Here is a 16751-nt window from a genome sequence, read left to right on the forward strand (position 1 = left end):
CCCTGATCGTGCAACGCTGGGTATATGGATCTCGAGGTGGTGGATGGGCTCACCATCCCGGCGGCGGAGCTCGACTGGCGATTCTCGCGCTCGTCGGGCCCGGGCGGCCAGCACGTCAACACGTCCGACAGCAGGGTGCAGCTGTCGTGGAGCATCGCCGACTCCGCCGTGCTCAGCGAGTCGCAGCGCGAGCAACTGCTGAGCAGGCTCGGTCGACGTCTCACGGCTGGTCGCATCACCGTCACGGTCTCCGCCCAGCGCTCACAGCTGCGCAATCGCGAGACCGCCCTCGAGCATCTCGGCGAGCTCGTGCGCGACGCGCTGGCGCCTCCCGCGCCGCTCCGGCGCGCGACGAGGCCGACCCGAGGCTCGGCGAGGCGGCATCTCGCCGGCAAGAAACGCCGGTCGGAGACCAAGCAGCAGCGTCAACGGCCGTCGGCCGAATAGACGAGCCGGGCCTCGTCCGCGCTCAGTTCTCTTCCGTCGTCGGCGGCGAGTGGCGGTCGATAGCGTCGGCCGCGCGCACCAGCGCGAGGTGCGACAGAGCCTGGGGCGTGTTGCCCATCTGGCGTCCCGCGGCCGGGTCGTACTCCTCCGAGAGCAGCCCCACGTCGTTGGTGAACGAGACCAGCCTGTCCATGAGCGTGACCGCGTCGGCGAGCCGCCCCGAGCCGGCCCACTGCTCCGCAAGCCAGAACGAGCAGGCGAGAAACGGATGCTCGCCGGCCGGCAGCCCGTCGACGTCGCTCTCGGTGCGATACCGCATTACGAGCCCGTCGTTCAGGAGGTCGCTCTCGATGGCCTTCACCGTGCCGAGCATGCGCGCATCCGTCGGGGTGCAGAAGCCGGTTTGCGGAAGCAGGAGCAGCGACGCGTCGACCTCGGTACTGCCGTAGTACTGGGTGTAGGTGCCGCGCTCGGCGTCCCAGCCGTTCTGCTCGATCTCGTCGCGCACCTCGTCGCGCAGCTTCTCCCAGCGCTCGGCCGGCCCGTCGAGCCCGAACTCGCGCACGCCCCGCACGGCCCTGTCGAGGGCGACCCAGATCATGACGCGCGAGTGCGTGAAGTGCTGCAGCGCACCGCGGATCTCCCAGATGCCGTTGTCGGGCCTTGTCCAGTTCTCTTCGACGAAACTCATCAGGGCCCTCTGCAGCGGCCAGCTGAACTCCGTCTCCTCGGCGCCCGCGAGCCGTGCCTCGTGCAGGGCCATCATGACCTCGCCGATCACGTCGGCTTGGTACTGCAGCGCCGCCCCGTTGCCGATGCGCACGGGCGAGGCGCCCTGGTAGCCCGGCAGGCTCGTGATCTCGCGCTCGGGCAGTTCGCGTTCGCCCGCCAGACCGTACATGATCTGGATGTCTGCGGGATCGCCCGCGATGGCGCGCAGCAGCCAGTCGCGCCAGTTCACTGCCTCCTCGTCGAAGCCGTGCGAGAGCAGGACCTGCAGCGTGAGCGACGCATCGCGCAGCCACACGTAGCGGTAGTCCCAGTTGCGAACCCCGCCCTGCGATTCGGGGAGCGACGTCGTGGCCGCCGCCACGATGCCGCCCGTGTCCTCGTGGCTGAGCGCGCGCAGTACGAGAAGAGACCGGATGACCTCCGGCCCGTACGGCCCGTCGTGGGTGAGCGACTTCGACCACTCCGCCCACCACGACTTCGTGGCGACGAGGCGTTCGTCGAAATCGAGCTGCTGCGGGGGCTCCCGGTGCGACGGGAACCAGGTGAGCGAGATGTCGACGTGGCTGCCCTCGCGCACCTGGAACACCCCGCGGTGCCGGGTGTCGGCGGCCGTGAGCCGCGGGCCGCGCCGCACCAGCGCATCCGGCCCGGCGATGGCCACGAGCATCGGATGGCCGTTCTCGCGAGACTGGCGCACCCAGGGAACGGCCGTCGCGTACCCGAAGCGGATCACCAGCTCCTCGACCATCTCGACGTGACCCGAGACGCCGCGCACCCGACGCAGAACGTCGGCCCGTCGGTCGCCGTGCGGCATGAGGTCGGTGACCTCGACCACGCCCGTCGGGGTGGTCCAGGTGGTGACAAGCACGAACGTGCTGCCGTCGTAGACGCGGGTGCAGGTGGCGTCGGGCGACGACGGGGCCAGGAGCCAGCGGCCGTGCTCCTCGGTGCCGAGAAGAGCGCCGAACGTCGACGGCGAGTCGTAGCGGGGGAGGCAGAGCCAGTCGATGCTGCCGTCCCGCCCCACGAGGGCCGCCGTGTGGCAGTCGCTGATCAGGGCGTAATCCTCGATGGCCAGGCTCATTACCCCATCTTCACACCTGAAAGCCACGGTCGGCGCCCGGTACTAGCCTGACTACCATGTCGAAGAAATTGTCATCGCTGATCATTCTCGGAGCCTCAGGCGACCTCACCTCGCGCCTGCTCCTTCCCGGCCTCGGCCAGCTGCTCGACGAGCAGGGCGAGCGCCACCTGCAGCTGATCGGCGCGGGCAGCGCCGACTGGAGCGACGACGACTTCAGAAAGGTCGTCGACACGGCCTTCGACACGGTGAACTGCACCGGGCCGTCGGGCGATCACACGCGAACCACCGCCACCTATGTGAAGGCCGACGTCACCGATCCGGCCGTGCTGCAGAAGCTCATCGACTCGTGCGATGCCGCCCCCGCGATCTACTTCGCCCTGCCTCCCGCCGTGGCCGTGGCCGCCTGCACCGCTCTCGAGCACGTCACCCGGCCGGCCGGGCTCACGCTCGCCCTCGAGAAGCCGTTCGGCACCGACGTGGCGAGCGCGGAGGCGCTGAACGCGCAGCTGGCCAAGCTCGTTCCCGAGAACCAGATCCACCGCGTCGACCACTTCCTCGGCCGCTCCACCGTCTTCAACCTGCTCGGCCTGCGCTTCGCGAACCGCATCTTCGAGCCCGTCTGGAACGCCGAGCACATCGAGAAGGTCGACATCGTCTACGACGAGCAGCTCGGGCTCGAGGGCCGGGCCGGCTACTACGACACCGCGGGCGCTCTCATCGACATGATCCAGAGCCACCTGCTGCAGGTCATGGCGGTGGTCGCGATGGAGCCGCCGTCGACACTCGGCGCCGACGACCTGCGCGACGCGAAAGAGATCGTGCTGCGCGCCACGAGCCTGAAAGACGGCGATCCGGCCGCCTCGAGCCGACGCGCCCGCTACACCGCGGGCGACGTCGACGGCCGCGAGATGCCCGCCTACTCCAAGGAGCCCGGCGTCGTCGCCTCGCGCAAGACCGAGACGCTCGCCGAGGTCACCGTGCAGATCGACACGTGGCGCTGGGCCGGCGTGCCGTTCACCCTCCGCAGCGGCAAGGCGCTCTCCGAGCGTCGTCGCGAGATCGCGATCACGTTCAAGAAGGCGAACAGGGTGCCCACCGGGCTCACGGGAACCGAGCATCCGAACGTTCTGCGCATCTACCTCGCCCCCGACAAGATGTCGTTCGAGCTCAACGTGAACGGTCCGGGCGACCCCTACGAGCTCGAGAAGACACAGCTCGACGCCCTCTTCGGCGACGGCCAGCTGCTGGCCTACCGAGAGGTGCTCGCGGGCATTCTCGACGGAGACCCCTCGCTGTCGGTCAGGGGCGACTCTGCCGTGGAGGGATGGCGCATCGTGGCCCCGGTGCTCGAGGCGTGGCGGGCCGACGAGGTGCCGCTCGACACATACAAGGCGGGCTCCGACGGCCCGTCGAAATGGGCCCGCATCGGCTGACCCCGGATGGGCCCTGCGCTGGATGGACACGCAGCCCTTCGACAGGCTCAGGGAACGGACCTGGGGGATCGAAACCACTCCTGCTGTCAGGCGCGCGAGACGTAGCGGCGGGGTTTGCCCTCCCCGAGCTCAGAGAGCGAACCCCGCCGCTGCACCTCGACCGGGCGTCCCAGCAGCGCCTCGAGGGCGGCCGTGACCCGCGCCGAGTCGCCCCGCACGATCGTCGCCTCGACCCGGCCCGTCGCATCCTGCACCACCGACCAGCCGTGGGCGCCGGCCGCCTGCAGGTGCTGGGTCAGGTCGACGCACGGCACGCGGCTGCCATCGGAGGCGAGGAACGTGGTCGCCTCGCGGCCCTCGAGGTCGGCGATCGCGAGCCGACCGTCGACGTCGACCAGGCGCCCGAAGTCGCCGGTGCGGTAGCGCACGAGCGGCAGCAGCGGATTCTCGCCGGCGGTCACCACGATCTCTCCGTTCGCGCCGGCCGGGGCCGGCCGGCCCAGCTCGTCGACCACCTCGACGCGAACGCGCCGGTCGAGCACCACGAACGGGCCGTCGTCGGCTCGGGATGCGATGGGCCGGGTCTCGTGGAGTCCGTAGATGTCGATCACGGGGCAGCCGTAGGCGCGCTCGAGGTCGTGGCGCAGCGCGCTCGACAGGGCCATCGCGCCGGAGAAGATCACGAGGGGGCGGAGCGCCGCGACGAGCTCGGGGTCGAGCAGCTCGGCGAGGCTCGTGGGGCTGCCGCTGAACGCTTGCGGGTTCTGGGCGACGAGGAAGCGCGTGCGCGTGTCGGGGCTGCGCCAGCCGCGCTCGTCAAGGTTGAGACGCGCCATCGTGGCCTGGTCGAAGGAGCTGATCACCGAGGCGTAGGTGAACGCCTGTCGCTGCTTCACGACGTGGGCGAGTGCGAGGCGGCTGTGATCCGGCGCCCATTCGACGCCCTGCTCCGCCGCGAGCGAGACCATGAGGTGGAAGGTGCGTGCCGTGTCCTCGATGTCGTCGGGAATCAGCAGCGCCCGGCCCGTGCTGCCCGAGCTCGAGCCGTGCACGGCCCGTGCGAGATCGGCGTCGAGGGGCACGAACGCCGACACGTCGTCGACGAGGTCGTCGCGGACGATCAGAGGAAAGTCCTGCAGCGAGAGAAGCTCGGCCGCACGTCTTCTGTAGGCGGGAAGGCGTCGCGCGGTGTCGAGGTGCTCGTCGATCCAGCCGGTCGTCGGCAGCGGCTGGCGAACGCGCCGCACGGCCTCGGACGAGAGCCGGTCGCCTGTGGCGTGAACCCAGGCCGGGGCATCCGGATGCGACCGCAGCGTCTCGAGCCGTCGCGCGCCCTCGGCGCTGAGCGTCGGCCAGCGCTCGGCATCGACGAGGGCCGTCTGGCCGCCGGGGGCGTACTCGGCGATGGCCAGCGGATCGTCGGGGTCGGGCGCATTCATGCCGTTCACGCTCATTCGTGGGTGTACCGGGCTGCCGCCTCGCGTGCCCGGGCGTCGTTCAGCGCGCGGGTCACCTCGAGCCGATGAGCGTGCTCGGCGGCAGCGGCCGCCAGCGCTCCGTTGCGTTGCAGCGAGTCGCGCATGTCGAGCAGCGATCGAGCCGTCTCGCGATCCTCGCCGGCGGGCAGCGCACCCGACCAGAGCAGGAACGTGCGGGCGGCCTCGTCTCGGCGCTCGGCGTCGCTGATCCACTCGGAGGGATCGACCACTGCGGCCAGGCGCAGCGCGAGAGCCGCGAGGGTGCGCGACGCGTGGGCGGTCTCGAGCCGGGGAGTGAATGCGCCGAGCAGGTCTTCGCTCGCCCAGAGCCACAGGGCGATGGCCGCGCCCCGCCGAGCGGCCGACGACCTCGTCTGGGCGACGTCGGTGAGCAGCTGCACGATCTCGGTCGATGCGGGCGTGCGGCCCCTGTCGGCGCCGAGAACGTCGCCGGCGAGGCCCAGCAGGGAGACCCGGTCGTCGAGGAAGCTCTTCGGGATGCTCGACAGGCGACTGCTCACGACGTCGACCGACGGCCCGGGCACGGCCTGCTGCCAGGCGGCGTCGACGTCGTCGCCGCGGTCGAGCCAGCGCTGCAGCAGCTGCTCGGCCGAGTCGATCTCTGGTTCCGTGCGATCAGCCACGTCGACCTCCAGCGTCGGTTCGAGGGCCCAGCGGATCGGCGAGTCTCCGGGCCAGGCGCGCGCAGACGAGGGGCGCATCCGTCATGCGGTCGATGTACTCGACGTCGTAGCCCGCCTCGGTGGCGGGCTTCGTGAGGCGGCGACCGGCATCCTGCACGACGAGCGTGGCGGTGTCGATCACGCGGCGCACCGTGCGTGCCACGTCGGCGTACTGGGGCTGACCCGCGCCGAACATCGACTGCAGGCCGTCGTCGGAGAGCACGACCACGTGCCGCCGGGTGGCCGATGCGCCCACCCCGCGCGAGCGTCGCGCGTCTGCGTACCGCGCCGCGTAGAGGTCGAGCGGGAACGTCGTTCCGTGCCCGAAGTAGAAGGTGAGGTCTCGCATCAACTCGGCCCTGTCTCGGGTGAACCGCGCGCCGCCGGCGACCTCGCCGGCCGCCGAGAACGACGTCACGCGCGCCTGCCCGCCACCGCGGAGGGCGCTCAGGATCAGGATGGTGCCGGCCAGCACGCCCGGCGATTCGCGTCGAGGCGCGGTCATCGAGCCGGAGGAGTCGATGTAGATGTCGAGCTGCACGCTCTCGCGGGCGTCGGGAGGAGCATCCGGCAGAACGTCGCGGAGCCTCGTCGTGACGCCGGGAACGACGGTCGTGCTGTGCGACAGAGACGCCGGCCAGTCGATCGACGAGATGTCGTCGTCGATGTTCCACTGCTCCAAGGCGCCCGGGATGGTCTCATCGAGCGAGCGGGGCCTGGCCGAGGGCTGGGTGAGGGGCCGCACGTATCGGCGGGCAGCAGTGAGGTACCAGGCCGCCACGACGTCGTCGGCGCTCGCCGCCGAATAGAGCTCGAGTGTGTCGGCCAGTCCGTAGCCCTGGCCGAGCCCATCGACGCCCGCGGCTCCGGTCGAGCCATCGTCGGCCTCCATGCCGGTGCCCGAGGCTCGCTCGGCCTGTCGCGCTTTCTCGACGGCCGGATGCTCCGGCACCTCGCGCAACCGCGGGTCGCCGAGCACCCGCTCGAGTTCGGCCGCCGTCGGAGCCGTCTCGTCGGCCTGACCCGCGCATCCGCCCGCCGCCTGCGCGCCGGCCGATGTCGACCGCCGACGGGGTTGCTCGTCGGCGATCAGGTAGGGGGCCATGATCATGCCGAAGCGCAGCGCGCCGCTCACCGGGTCGTCTGCGAAAGTGCGCACGGTCTCGGCGAGGAGGGCGGCGTCGAGGGGCGGATTCGTGAGCACGAGCTCTGCCCAGACGGCCTCGGCGGCGATGCGGGCGTCGGCGGCCGCCGCTGCCTCGACGGCCTTCAGTCGCTGCTCCTCGGTCTTCGTCGCGGCCGGCACGGTCGGGGGCGGAGGCTCGCGGTGCACGACGGGCCGCGGTGGTGGTTCGGCCGGGCACAGGAATCCGGCAGGCCTGCTCCAGAGAATCTCGTAGGCACGCAGCACCACCCACCAGAGCTGGTCGCTCGGCGGCTCGGCAGACAGCACGCGCCACATGCGCACCATCTCGGGTTCGGGGGATGCGCCGCCGTCGCGCTGCCGCTGCATCGTCGCGACCCGGGTGTTGATCAGCATGTCCGACCACAGATTCGACATGCGGCGGGCCTTGCCGTCGGGATCGGGGATGCGGGCCCGGCCCGTGGCGGCGATGGCCCGGGCGATCTGCTGGGTGATCGTGAACGAGTCGATGCGCGTGCTCGGAGACAGCACGTGATGGCCGATCTCGTGCGCGAAGATCGATTCGTAGAAGCCGTCCACCCCGTGTCGGCGCGCCTCGACGGGATCGACGGAGACCTGCGGCGGAAACGAGAACCAGGCGAACGACGGCATCGTGGACCCGGGCTCGAGCAGGGGATCGTGCAGTCGCACGCCCCACAGCGCCTGCGCCGACTGCCAGGCCGCGCGCTGCTGCTCGTCGAGCGTGTGCTCGCGTGCGCGAGTGCCGAGAGGTGGCGTCATCGCGCCTTCTCCAGCACGAGCCAGGCGAGGTACGAGGTGTCGAAGACGGCGAGTCGGGTCGGCCAGGCACCGGATGCCTCGGGCCGGCCAGCAGGGTCGGTTGCGGTCGTGGGCGCCTCATCGGGCGGCAGCCGGGAGAGGGTCGTGCCGAAGATGTCGGCGTCGAGCTGCCACCGCTCGCCGTCGGTGAGGGTGATGACGAATCGGCCCTCCCGATCGCCGTGCTCGCCGGTCATGGGCGGTGCCGTCCATGCGCCGCCCAGCCCGCGGAATCCGCCGACGCGGGCGATCACCACGTCGCCGTCGCCCCGGGCCGGCCAGCCGAACGGGCTCTCGGCCTGGGCGCTCGCGAAGTCGTCGAGTTCGGAGGGCTGCAGGCCCACGGCACTCACCAGCGCCTGCCGCGGCACCGAGCCGGAGCCGAGCGCCTCGCCGAGCCGGGTGAGAGCATCCTGCCTCAGATCGAGTATGCCCGAGCGCCACGCCGCGAGGGCTGCGAGCGTGAGAACGGTGTGCGGAAGCGGCCCGTCGGTGCCGCCCGCGATGTCGTCGGCTGCGAGGGCCTGTGAGAGAAAGTGCCGGTAGAGGGTCGAGTCTCCGCCCCAGGACTCCACGTTGCGCACCGACTGGTCGACATCGAAGCCGGGAACGACGGGCGCGACCGTCGTCTGCGGCAGCAGGCCCTCGTCGACGGCCTGCCCGGGCCGCCTGATCATCGGGGGCGACCCTCGAGCCACTGCAGGTAGTTGGTGTAGCGCTGGTGCAGGTACTTCAAGGCCACGAGGTCGTCGAAATGCCGCCCGTAGAGCTTCTTCTGCTTCGAGATCGTCTGGATCTGAGACTCGATGGCCGTGAGGCGGCGCGATGACTCGACCTGGCTGACGCCGTCGAGGCCTGCCGCGAACTCCGCGAGCAGATCGCCGACAGGATCGCTCTTCGCGAGTCCGAGTGACAGGAACTGGCGGCGCGACTGCTCGAACAGATCGCCGAGCCAACTGATCGAGTCGGTCGCGAGCTCCCTGTCGGCTCCGGTCTCGAACCGGGGGTGCAGCTCGTTCGGAAGGAGTTTGCCCCGCAACGAGAACGGCAGCACGGCGGCGACGTCGTCGAGCCCGACCACGTCGACGCCCCGGAAGTAGGCCATGGCCTTCGCGTAGGTGATGAGCGACTGCAGCGCCCGCGCCGAGATGCTGTTCACGGTCTGCGCCCCGAGGTCGACCTGCAGATCGGCGCCCGTGTTGCTGTCGATGACCTCTCCGACCTGGCCTCCCGAGGTCATGACCGTGTCTTTCGTGCGGTATTCGAAGCGACGGCCGCCGTGCTGCACGAACTCGAACTGGCTCGCGAAGAACTCGAGCTGCCGACGCACGTCGCGGGGAACAGGCACTGCCCGGATGGCCGCCGCAAGAGCGGCCTGCTCGGTGGGGGTGAACACCAGCTCGGCGGGAACGTGGTCTTCGGGCTTCTCTCCTGCCTCGACCCGGGTGATCAGCTCGTCGAAGAACCTGCTGTTGAATCCCTGCGCGGCGACCGTCACGTCGACCCTGTCTTTGAGAGCCTGGATGACCGGGAACGTTCCGCCGCCCGAATCGTCGTTGGCGGTGAAGAACCAGCTCTCGACCCCGGACTCGGGAGCCGTGCGAAGCATCTGGTCGTAGCTCTCGACGTAGCCCTCGGCCACCATCGTGAGCAGCGCGGACTGGGTCTTTGTGGGAATGCGGTTGTACTCGTCGATGATCTTGACGGGCTTCGTGAGCCAGCCGCGCCAGGCGATGGTGATCTCGGGAAGGCTGGCGGCGTTCACGAGGTCGCGAGGCAGAGGCATGCCGACGAGGTCTCCCACGGTGAGCTGCGGCTGACCCTGCTGCACACTTCGACGCACCTCGGCGGGTTCGGTGCCGGCGATCACGGCCATCAGCACGGCGAGGGTGGTCTTGCCACGACCCGGGCCACCGACGAGCAGGCACTTTCCGCCGACCGCCGTGGTGAGCAGGGGCAGCAGCACGTTCGACGAATAGGACTGGTCGGTGGGCAGGTGCAGCTCTGCACCGGCGTCGCCGAGGGCAAAACTCACCGGGGCGTCGAGGGAGAATTCGATGTCGTAGAAGGGCGAGATGACGGCGCGGTTGACGAGCCAGAAATAGATCCGGCGCAGCTTCTCGTCGAGGGCGACCTGGTCGACGCGGTCGGGTTGGCGAAACAGGTCTTCGGCCGTCAGGCCGGGGTGGGATGCGCCGGTGCCGGTTCGCGTGGGGGATTCCGAGATCTTGTTCCAGCGATTGGGCATGGCACCAGTCTAGGAAGCGGGGAGCCGTGCCGGGGAGTGCTGTTACGCGGCGCGGACAGGACCGACGAGTGTCGTAGTGCGGGGAGCGGCGTCGGTGACAGCCTTGGCCAGCTCTGCGGGCACATCGACGGTGTTGATCGGGGCGAGCGGCGTGCGCGAGACCGGGGTCTCTGCGGCGCGGAAGACGCCGTGGCTGGTGAGCGTCGACACGATGTCGCGGGCCACCGAGGCGGCGAGAACGGTGTGGAAGATATCGTCGGTGTCGACCTCGGTGCGCCGAGTGATCGCGAACGATCCATAGGGGCCGAAGTTCTCCATGAGGGTCTGGTTCACCAGCTCGGAAAGACGCTGCTGGTTGGCCTCGTCTTGTTGTTCTGCCTTCGCGCGTCGTCGCCATCCGAGCATTTGTCACACCTTCCCACCACGGTCGTAAGAGCAGTCTGCGGCGTGGGCTCCGAATAGGGCCGCAGACACGCCGCGATCCCGCCTGATAGACGGGATCGCGACCTGTTCGGGACAGATTTCGGAAGGGGTTCGTTAACCCTTCGGGCGACCGGACGGGTCGAGGTCCTCCGACCGGATCTCCTCGGCCACGGCACCCCCGTAGCCGTCGGTCTCGGGGTCGCCGTGCAGGCCGCCCGAGAGCGCGTACTCCTCCTCGGGAGAGAGCACGAGCTGCTTGCGCCCCCAGACGGCGAATCCGAGGAGGATCAGCGCGTAGACGATCACGATCGCGATGATGGCCGGCTGGAAGGTGACGTTGAGCAGGAAGCCCAAGAAGATGAGCGCGGAGATGACGCCGGCGATCACGGCGCCGGGGATGCCCCACGGGCTCACGTAGGGCCGCTTGGCGTTCGGGAACTTCTTGCGCAGGATCACGAAGGAGATCATCTGCAGCAGGTACGCCACGACGGCACCCCAGACCGCGATGTTCAGGATGATCGCTCCCGCGACCGCTCCCGCTCCCTCCTCGTCGACCTTCGACAGGATGTCGAGAACGATGAGGGCGATGAAGCCGATGACCGCGCCCACGGTGAGGGCGACCCAGGGCGTCTGGCGCTTGCCGGTGAGCGAGAAGAACTTCGGGTAGTACCCGGCGCGGGAGAGCGAGTACATGTTGCGTCCGTAGGCGAACATGATGCCCTGAAGCGAGGCGAGCAGGCCGATCAGTGCGAAGAGCGCGAGCGCCGCGGCTGCCTGGTCGCCCACGATCGCGCGGAATCCGTCGAGGAGGGGCTCGGCAGAGACGCCCATGTCCTCGGCGCCGATCACGCCGGTGTTGAGGAACAGGATGAGCAGGCCGGTCACGATCAGCGTTCCGCGGGCCCAGAAGCCGGCCTTGGGAATGTCGCGAACCGGGTTGTGGGCCTCTTCGGCTGCGAGCGGCAGCTCCTCGATGCCGAGGAAGAACCACATGGCGAAGGGGAGAGCGAAGAGGATCGGGACGACGCCGTGGGGGAGGAACGCCGACTGGCCCGGGTCGGGCTCGATGTTGAAGAGGCTGTCCCAGCTGAACAGTCCGGAGAACGCCGCCATGGCCGAGAAGACGAGCAGGATCGCGATGGAGATGATCGACACGACGATCGCGAACTTGAACGAGATCGCCGCCCCGGCGGCGTTGAGCGCGATGAACGCGACGTAGAGAACCAGCCACCAGATCCACATGGCGCCGGAGAGGTCGAAGCCGAGGAGTTCGGTCGTGATGCTGTTCGCATACTGCGCCGAGAAGAAGACGATCACACCGGTCGTGGCCACGTATTCGATGGTCTCGGCGAGGCCCGTCACGAGTCCACCCCATGGTCCCATGGCCGAGCGGGCGAACGAGTACGCGCCTCCCGTATGCGGCATGGCCGCCGCCATCTCGCCGATCGAGAAGATCATTCCGTAGTACATGACGATGAGCAGGGCGAAGGCGATGAGCATGCCCCCGAAGCCGGCGAAGTCGATTCCGAAGTTCCACCCCGAGAAGTCTCCCGAGATGACGGCCGCCACGGCGAGGCCCCAGAGCCCCCAGATGCCCGCCGATCTCTTGAGGGTGCGTTTCTCGAAGTAGCCGTCTACAGCCTTGCTGTAGGTGACGCCGGAACGGCGGGTCTTGCTGTCAGTCACGTGGATCCTCCGGTAGCTCGTTGTCTCGGCAGTGCACAGCGGAACGCCATCGGCTCCCTCGCACGAATTGTCCACACACTAGCGTTCTATTGGTTGGTTGGCACCACCTTTGTGTGTAAATTGCGTGTTACGAACACTGCGAACAACTCCCCGTAAGCCGACGATGTCGTGTGGTGTAATGGTCGGGTCGACGGGTTCTGCAGCGCGGGAATCGCCCGTGGCGACCATCGATGAAGGAGCACACCGTGGCATCCACCGCAGGAAATCTGACGCTCGACGCACTCACGGCCCAGGTCTCGGCCGGCGAGGTCGACACCGTGATCGTGGCCTTCACCGACATGCAGGGCAGGCTCGTGGGCAAACGGCTCTCGGCCCGACTCTTCGTCGAGGACGCGGCGTCGCACGGAGCCGAGTGCTGCAACTACCTGCTCGCGGTCGACGTGGAGATGAACACCGTCGACGGCTACGACATGTCGAGCTGGGAGCACGGCTACGGCGACATGGCGATGATGCCCGACATGTCGACCCTGCGAACGATTCCCTGGCTGCCGGGCACGGCGATGGTCACCGCCGACCTGCAGTGGCTCGACGGCGAGCCGGTCGAGCCGTCGCCGCGGCAGATCCTGGCCGCCCAGATGAAGCGCCTGAAAGATCGAGGCCTCGAGGCCTTTGTCGCCACCGAGCTCGAGTTCATCGTCTTCGACGACAGCTACCGCTCCGCCTGGTCGAAGGGGTACCGCGACCTCACCCCGGCGAGCGACTACAACATCGACTACGCCCTGCTGGCCTCCACGCGCATGGAGCCACTGCTGCGCGACATCCGGGTGTCGATGGATGGCGCGGGCATGTACTGCGAGGGCGTCAAGGGCGAGTGCAACTTCGGGCAGCAGGAGATCGGCTTCCGTTACGACGACGCCATGGTCACCTGCGACAACCACTCGATCTACAAGAACGGCGCCAAGGAGATCGCTGATCGCCATGGCAAGTCGCTCACGTTCATGGCCAAGTTCAACGAGCGCGAGGGCAACTCGTGCCACGTGCACATCAGCCTGCGCAGCACCGAGGGCGAGGCCGTCTTCGCCGACAAGGATGCCGAGAACGGCATGTCCGACATGTTCCGGCACTTCATGGCCGGGCAGCTCAAGACGCTGCGCGAGCTGACGCTGTTCTTCGCGCCCAACATCAATTCGTACAAGCGCTACGTCGACGGCTCGTTCGCCCCGACAGCGGTGGCCTGGGGGCTCGACAACCGCACCTGCGCCCTGCGCGTGGTGGGCAAGGGCCTCGGCATGCGCGTCGAGAACCGCGTTCCCGGGGGCGACGTGAACCAGTACCTCGCGACCGCCGCCCTCATCGCCGGCGGACTCTACGGAATCGAGAACGAGCTCGAGCTCGAAGATGCGACCGTGGGCAACGCCTACACCTCCGGTGCGCCGCGCGTGCCCACGAACCTGCGCGACGCCGCCGAGCTCTTCGCCTCGAGCGAGATCGCCCGGGCCGCGTTCGGTGACGAGGTCGTCGACCACTATGTGAACAACGCGCGCATCGAGCTGAAGGCATTCGACAGCGCCGTCACCGACTGGGAGAGGATCCGCGGCTTTGAGCGCCTCTGACCGCCTGCCCGTCATCGGCCTCACGACCTATCTCGAACGCGCGAAGACCGGAGTGTGGGACGTTCCCGCCTCGTTCCTTCCGAAGGTCTACTTCGATGCCGTGGAGAAGGCCGGCGGCATCGCCGTGCTGCTGCCGCCCCAGGCTGTCAGCGAACCGATCGCCGACCGCCTGCTCGACTCGCTCGACGGGCTGATCCTCACCGGCGGCAAAGACATCGATCCGTCGCGCTACGGCCAGGAGGCCCACGCCGAGACCGACGAGCCGCGACGCGACCGCGACGCGTGGGAGGACACCCTGCTGCGCCGTGCGATCGATCGAGAGATTCCGTTCCTCGGCATCTGCCGGGGAGCGCAGATGCTGAACGTCGCGCGCGGCGGAACCCTGCACCAGCACCTCCCCGATGTCGTCGGAGATCGTCGCTACCAGGCGGGCGAGGGCATCTTCAACCACGTCGAGGTCGGCGTCGAACAGGGCTCGCGCCTTGCCACGCTGCTCTTCCCGTTCCCTGAGCTTGTCGAAGGGAATGCATCGGATACTTCCCTTCGACAAGCTCAGGGAACGGCTCTAATCGACGTTCCCGTCTACCACCACCAGGCCATCGACGCGCTCGGCGACGGGCTCGTCGTCACCGCCCGAACTCCCGACGGAACGATCGAGGCCGTCGAGCTCGAGTCCGTACCGTTCGGCGTCGCCGTGCAGTGGCATCCCGAGGAGTCGCCCGACGACATCCGGCTGTTCGCCGGTCTCGTCGACGCGGCCCGACACTACCGAGAACAGAGACGGGAACACCCGACCACATGAGCAGCTACACCGTGATCAACCCGGCGACCGAAGAGATCGTCACCGACGTCGAGCTCTTCGACGTCGAGCGCACCGACGACGCCATCGCGCGGGCGGCGGATGCGCAGAAGGCGTGGGCACGCCGGGCCCCCGCAGAGCGGGCCCAGGCCCTGCGCGACTTCGCCGCGGCCGTCGACGCGAACGTCGAGGCCCTCGCCCGGCTGGAGACTCTGAACTCCGGCCATCCGATCGGCCAGGCCCGCTGGGAGGCGGGCCATGTGCGCGACGTGCTCACGTACTACTCGGCCGCGCCCGAACGGCTCTTCGGCAGGCAGATCCCGGTCGCCGGCGGCCTCGACGTCACCTTCCACGAGCCTCTCGGCGTGGTGGGAGTCATCACCCCGTGGAACTTTCCCATGACCATCGCCGCGTGGGGATTCGCCCCGGCGCTCGCGGCGGGCAACGCGGTCGTGCTGAAGCCGGCCGAGTGGACGCCCCTGACCTCGGTGCGGCTCGCCGAGATCGGGCGGGAGTCGGGACTGCCCGATGGCCTGTTCCAGGTGCTGCCCGGGCACGGACAGGTGGTCGGTGAGCGCTTCGTGACCAACCAGACCGTGCGCAAGGTCGTGTTCACCGGATCGACCGCGGTGGGCAAGAAGATCATGGCGGGCAGTGCCGAGCAGGTGAAGAGGGTGACCCTCGAGCTCGGCGGCAAGAGCGCGAACATCGTGTTCGCCGACTCCGATCTCGAGAAGGCCGCGGCCTCGGCGCCGTCGGGGGTCTTCGACAACGCGGGGCAGGACTGCTGCGCGCGCAGTCGCATCCTCGTCGAGCGCAGCGTCTACGACCGCTTCATGGAGCTGCTCGAGCCCGCGGTGAACAAGGTCGTGGTCGGCGACCCGAACGACGAGGCCACGGAGATGGGTCCGCTCGTCTCGGCGAAGCACCACGCGTCGGTGAGCTCGTACGTTCCCGACGACAGCCAGGTCGCCTTCCGAGGATCCGCGCCGCAGGGGCCGGGCTACTGGTTCCCGCCGACCGTGCTCACCCCGGGGCGCGACGACCGCACCGCGACCGAGGAGATCTTCGGCCCCGTCGTGACGGTGCTCCCGTTCGACGACGAGGCCGACGCGGTGTCGCTGGCCAACGCCACCGAGTACGGACTCTCGGGGTCGATCTGGACCCGCGACGTCGGTCGTGCTCTGCGCGTCTCCCGCGGCGTCGAGGCGGGCAACCTGTCGGTCAACTCGCACTCCTCCGTGCGCTACAGCACGCCGTTCGGCGGCTTCAAGCAGTCGGGCCTCGGCCGCGAGCTCGGCCCCGACGCCCCCCTCAGTTTCACCGACACCAAGAACGTCTTCATCGCCGTAGAGGAGCTCTCATGACCGACCTGCCCACCATCGACCTCACGAAGCGCCTCGCTGGAAAGGTGGCGGTGATCACGGGCGGCGCCAGCGGCATCGGCTTCGCCACCGCGCGTCGCTTCGCCGCCGAGGGCGCCACGGTCGTGATCGGCGACATGGATGCCGCATCGGGCGAGCGCGCGGCAGCTGCCGTCGGCGGCCTCTTCGTGCAGGTCAACGTGACCGACGAGGCCCAGGTCGACAACCTGTTCAAGGTGGCCTTCGACACCTACGGCTCGGTCGACGTCGCCTTCAACAACGCGGGAATCTCGCCGCCCGACGACGACTCCATCGAGACCACCGAGCTTCCCGCGTGGGAGAAGGTGCAAGACGTCAACCTCAAGTCGGTGTACCTGTGCTCGCGGGCCGCGCTGCGCTACATGGTTCCGCAGAAGCGCGGATCGATCATCAACACCGCGTCGTTCGTCGCCGTGATGGGCTCGGCGACCTCGCAGATCTCGTACACGGCATCGAAGGGTGGCGTGCTCGCCATGTCACGCGAGCTGGGCGTGCAGTTCGCCCGCCAGGGCATCCGGGTCAACGCCCTCTGCCCGGGCCCGGTGAACACGCCCCTGCTGCAGGAGCTCTTCGCCAAGGACCCGGCCCGCGCCCAGCGTCGCCTCGTGCACATTCCCCTCGGGCGATTCGCGGAGCCCGAGGAACTGGCCGCCTCGGTCGCGTTCCTCGCCAGCGACGACTCCTCGTTCATCACGGGCTCGACCTTCCTCGTCGACGGGGGAATCAGCTCGGCCTACGTGACGCCCGAGTAGAGGGTCG

At 69.0% G+C, this 16751-nt stretch carries 14 protein-coding genes; 6 read left to right on the forward strand and 8 right to left on the reverse strand.

The window, feature by feature from the left end; genetic code table 11:
• The first annotated feature begins 24 nt into the window (after nucleotides 1–24).
• Nucleotides 25–447, forward strand: a complete 423-nt coding sequence (gene arfB, locus ASF51_RS13855) for an alternative ribosome rescue aminoacyl-tRNA hydrolase ArfB (protein ID WP_055931015.1) — start codon at nucleotides 25–27, stop codon at nucleotides 445–447.
• 22 nt (nucleotides 448–469) lie between these two features.
• Here arfB and ASF51_RS13860 read toward each other — a convergent pair whose 3' ends face one another.
• Entirely contained in the window at nucleotides 470–2263 is a 1794-nt protein-coding gene (locus ASF51_RS13860; protein ID WP_055931018.1) for a glycoside hydrolase family 15 protein, read from the reverse strand.
• Nucleotides 2264–2319: 56 nt separating this feature from the next.
• Between ASF51_RS13860 and ASF51_RS13865 the strand changes: the two genes are divergently transcribed.
• Entirely contained in the window at nucleotides 2320–3696 is a 1377-nt protein-coding gene (locus ASF51_RS13865) for a glucose-6-phosphate dehydrogenase (RefSeq protein WP_055931021.1), read from the forward strand.
• An 86-nt stretch (nucleotides 3697–3782) separates the two neighbouring features.
• Here the strand turns inward: ASF51_RS13865 and ASF51_RS13870 are convergent, their stop codons facing one another.
• From ASF51_RS13870 to ASF51_RS13900, 7 genes are all read right to left on the reverse strand, one after another.
• Nucleotides 3783–5135, reverse strand: a complete 1353-nt coding sequence (locus ASF51_RS13870) for an AMP-binding protein (protein ID WP_055932159.1) — start codon at nucleotides 5133–5135, stop codon at nucleotides 3783–3785.
• Between the two features lie 11 nt (nucleotides 5136–5146).
• Nucleotides 5147–5818, reverse strand: a complete 672-nt coding sequence (locus ASF51_RS13875) for a phosphohydrolase (RefSeq protein WP_235497263.1) — start codon at nucleotides 5816–5818, stop codon at nucleotides 5147–5149.
• Nucleotides 5811–7781, reverse strand: coding sequence for a hypothetical protein (locus ASF51_RS13880; protein WP_055931024.1), 1971 nt, complete (start codon nucleotides 7779–7781; stop codon nucleotides 5811–5813). The genes ASF51_RS13875 and ASF51_RS13880 overlap by 8 nt, the downstream gene beginning before the upstream one ends.
• Entirely contained in the window at nucleotides 7778–8497 is a 720-nt protein-coding gene (locus tag ASF51_RS13885; RefSeq protein WP_055931027.1) for a hypothetical protein, read from the reverse strand. Before ASF51_RS13885 ends, ASF51_RS13880 begins: the two co-directional genes overlap by 4 nt.
• The gene (locus ASF51_RS13890) at nucleotides 8494–10068 is read right to left on the reverse strand and encodes an AAA family ATPase (RefSeq protein ID WP_055931031.1); all 1575 of its coding nucleotides are present in this window, start codon (nucleotides 10066–10068) and stop codon (nucleotides 8494–8496) included. Before ASF51_RS13890 ends, ASF51_RS13885 begins: the two co-directional genes overlap by 4 nt.
• A gap of 42 nt (nucleotides 10069–10110) precedes the next feature.
• Nucleotides 10111–10473: a hypothetical protein gene (locus ASF51_RS13895; RefSeq protein ID WP_055931034.1), complete on the reverse strand. Its 363-nt coding sequence runs from the start codon at nucleotides 10471–10473 to the stop codon at nucleotides 10111–10113.
• 132 nt (nucleotides 10474–10605) lie between these two features.
• Nucleotides 10606–12177: an amino acid permease gene (locus tag ASF51_RS13900; RefSeq protein ID WP_055932166.1), complete on the reverse strand. Its 1572-nt coding sequence runs from the start codon at nucleotides 12175–12177 to the stop codon at nucleotides 10606–10608.
• Nucleotides 12178–12407: 230 nt separating this feature from the next.
• Between ASF51_RS13900 and ASF51_RS13905 the strand changes: the two genes are divergently transcribed.
• Genes ASF51_RS13905 through ASF51_RS13920 form a run of 4 tightly spaced genes read left to right on the forward strand, consistent with a single transcriptional unit; the run spans nucleotide 12408 to nucleotide 16744 of the window.
• A complete protein-coding gene (locus ASF51_RS13905) occupies nucleotides 12408–13790 on the forward strand; it encodes a glutamine synthetase family protein (protein ID WP_055931037.1) in 1383 nt (460 codons plus the stop codon).
• Nucleotides 13777–14592 carry a gamma-glutamyl-gamma-aminobutyrate hydrolase family protein gene (locus tag ASF51_RS13910; protein WP_055931040.1) on the forward strand — a complete coding sequence of 272 codons (816 nt, stop codon included), beginning with the start codon at nucleotides 13777–13779 and terminating at the stop codon, nucleotides 14590–14592. The genes ASF51_RS13905 and ASF51_RS13910 overlap by 14 nt, the downstream gene beginning before the upstream one ends.
• Nucleotides 14589–15956, forward strand: a complete 1368-nt coding sequence (locus tag ASF51_RS13915) for an aldehyde dehydrogenase (RefSeq protein ID WP_055931043.1) — start codon at nucleotides 14589–14591, stop codon at nucleotides 15954–15956. Before ASF51_RS13910 ends, ASF51_RS13915 begins: the two co-directional genes overlap by 4 nt.
• Nucleotides 15953–16744, forward strand: a complete 792-nt coding sequence (locus ASF51_RS13920) for a 3-oxoacyl-ACP reductase (RefSeq protein WP_044442276.1) — start codon at nucleotides 15953–15955, stop codon at nucleotides 16742–16744. Before ASF51_RS13915 ends, ASF51_RS13920 begins: the two co-directional genes overlap by 4 nt.
• Nucleotides 16745–16751 lie beyond the last annotated feature (7 nt).

This window comes from Agreia sp. Leaf283, from assembly GCF_001422485.1.
In the GTDB taxonomy this organism is placed as follows: Bacteria; Actinomycetota; Actinomycetes; order Actinomycetales; family Microbacteriaceae; genus Agreia.

Coding starts and splice junctions, on each gene's coding strand:
- arfB (WP_055931015.1), top strand. CDS start 25: ATGGATCTCGAGGTGGTGGATGGGCTCACCATCCCGGCGGCGGAGCTC.
- ASF51_RS13860 (WP_055931018.1), bottom strand. CDS start 2,263: ATGAGCCTGGCCATCGAGGATTACGCCCTGATCAGCGACTGCCACACG.
- ASF51_RS13865 (WP_055931021.1), top strand. CDS start 2,320: ATGTCGAAGAAATTGTCATCGCTGATCATTCTCGGAGCCTCAGGCGAC.
- ASF51_RS13870 (WP_055932159.1), bottom strand. CDS start 5,135: ATGAATGCGCCCGACCCCGACGATCCGCTGGCCATCGCCGAGTACGCC.
- ASF51_RS13880 (WP_055931024.1), bottom strand. CDS start 7,781: ATGACGCCACCTCTCGGCACTCGCGCACGCGAGCACACGCTCGACGAG.
- ASF51_RS13885 (WP_055931027.1), bottom strand. CDS start 8,497: ATGATCAGGCGGCCCGGGCAGGCCGTCGACGAGGGCCTGCTGCCGCAG.
- ASF51_RS13890 (WP_055931031.1), bottom strand. CDS start 10,068: ATGCCCAATCGCTGGAACAAGATCTCGGAATCCCCCACGCGAACCGGC.
- ASF51_RS13895 (WP_055931034.1), bottom strand. CDS start 10,473: ATGCTCGGATGGCGACGACGCGCGAAGGCAGAACAACAAGACGAGGCC.
- ASF51_RS13905 (WP_055931037.1), top strand. CDS start 12,408: ATGAAGGAGCACACCGTGGCATCCACCGCAGGAAATCTGACGCTCGAC.
- ASF51_RS13915 (WP_055931043.1), top strand. CDS start 14,589: ATGAGCAGCTACACCGTGATCAACCCGGCGACCGAAGAGATCGTCACC.
- ASF51_RS13920 (WP_044442276.1), top strand. CDS start 15,953: ATGACCGACCTGCCCACCATCGACCTCACGAAGCGCCTCGCTGGAAAG.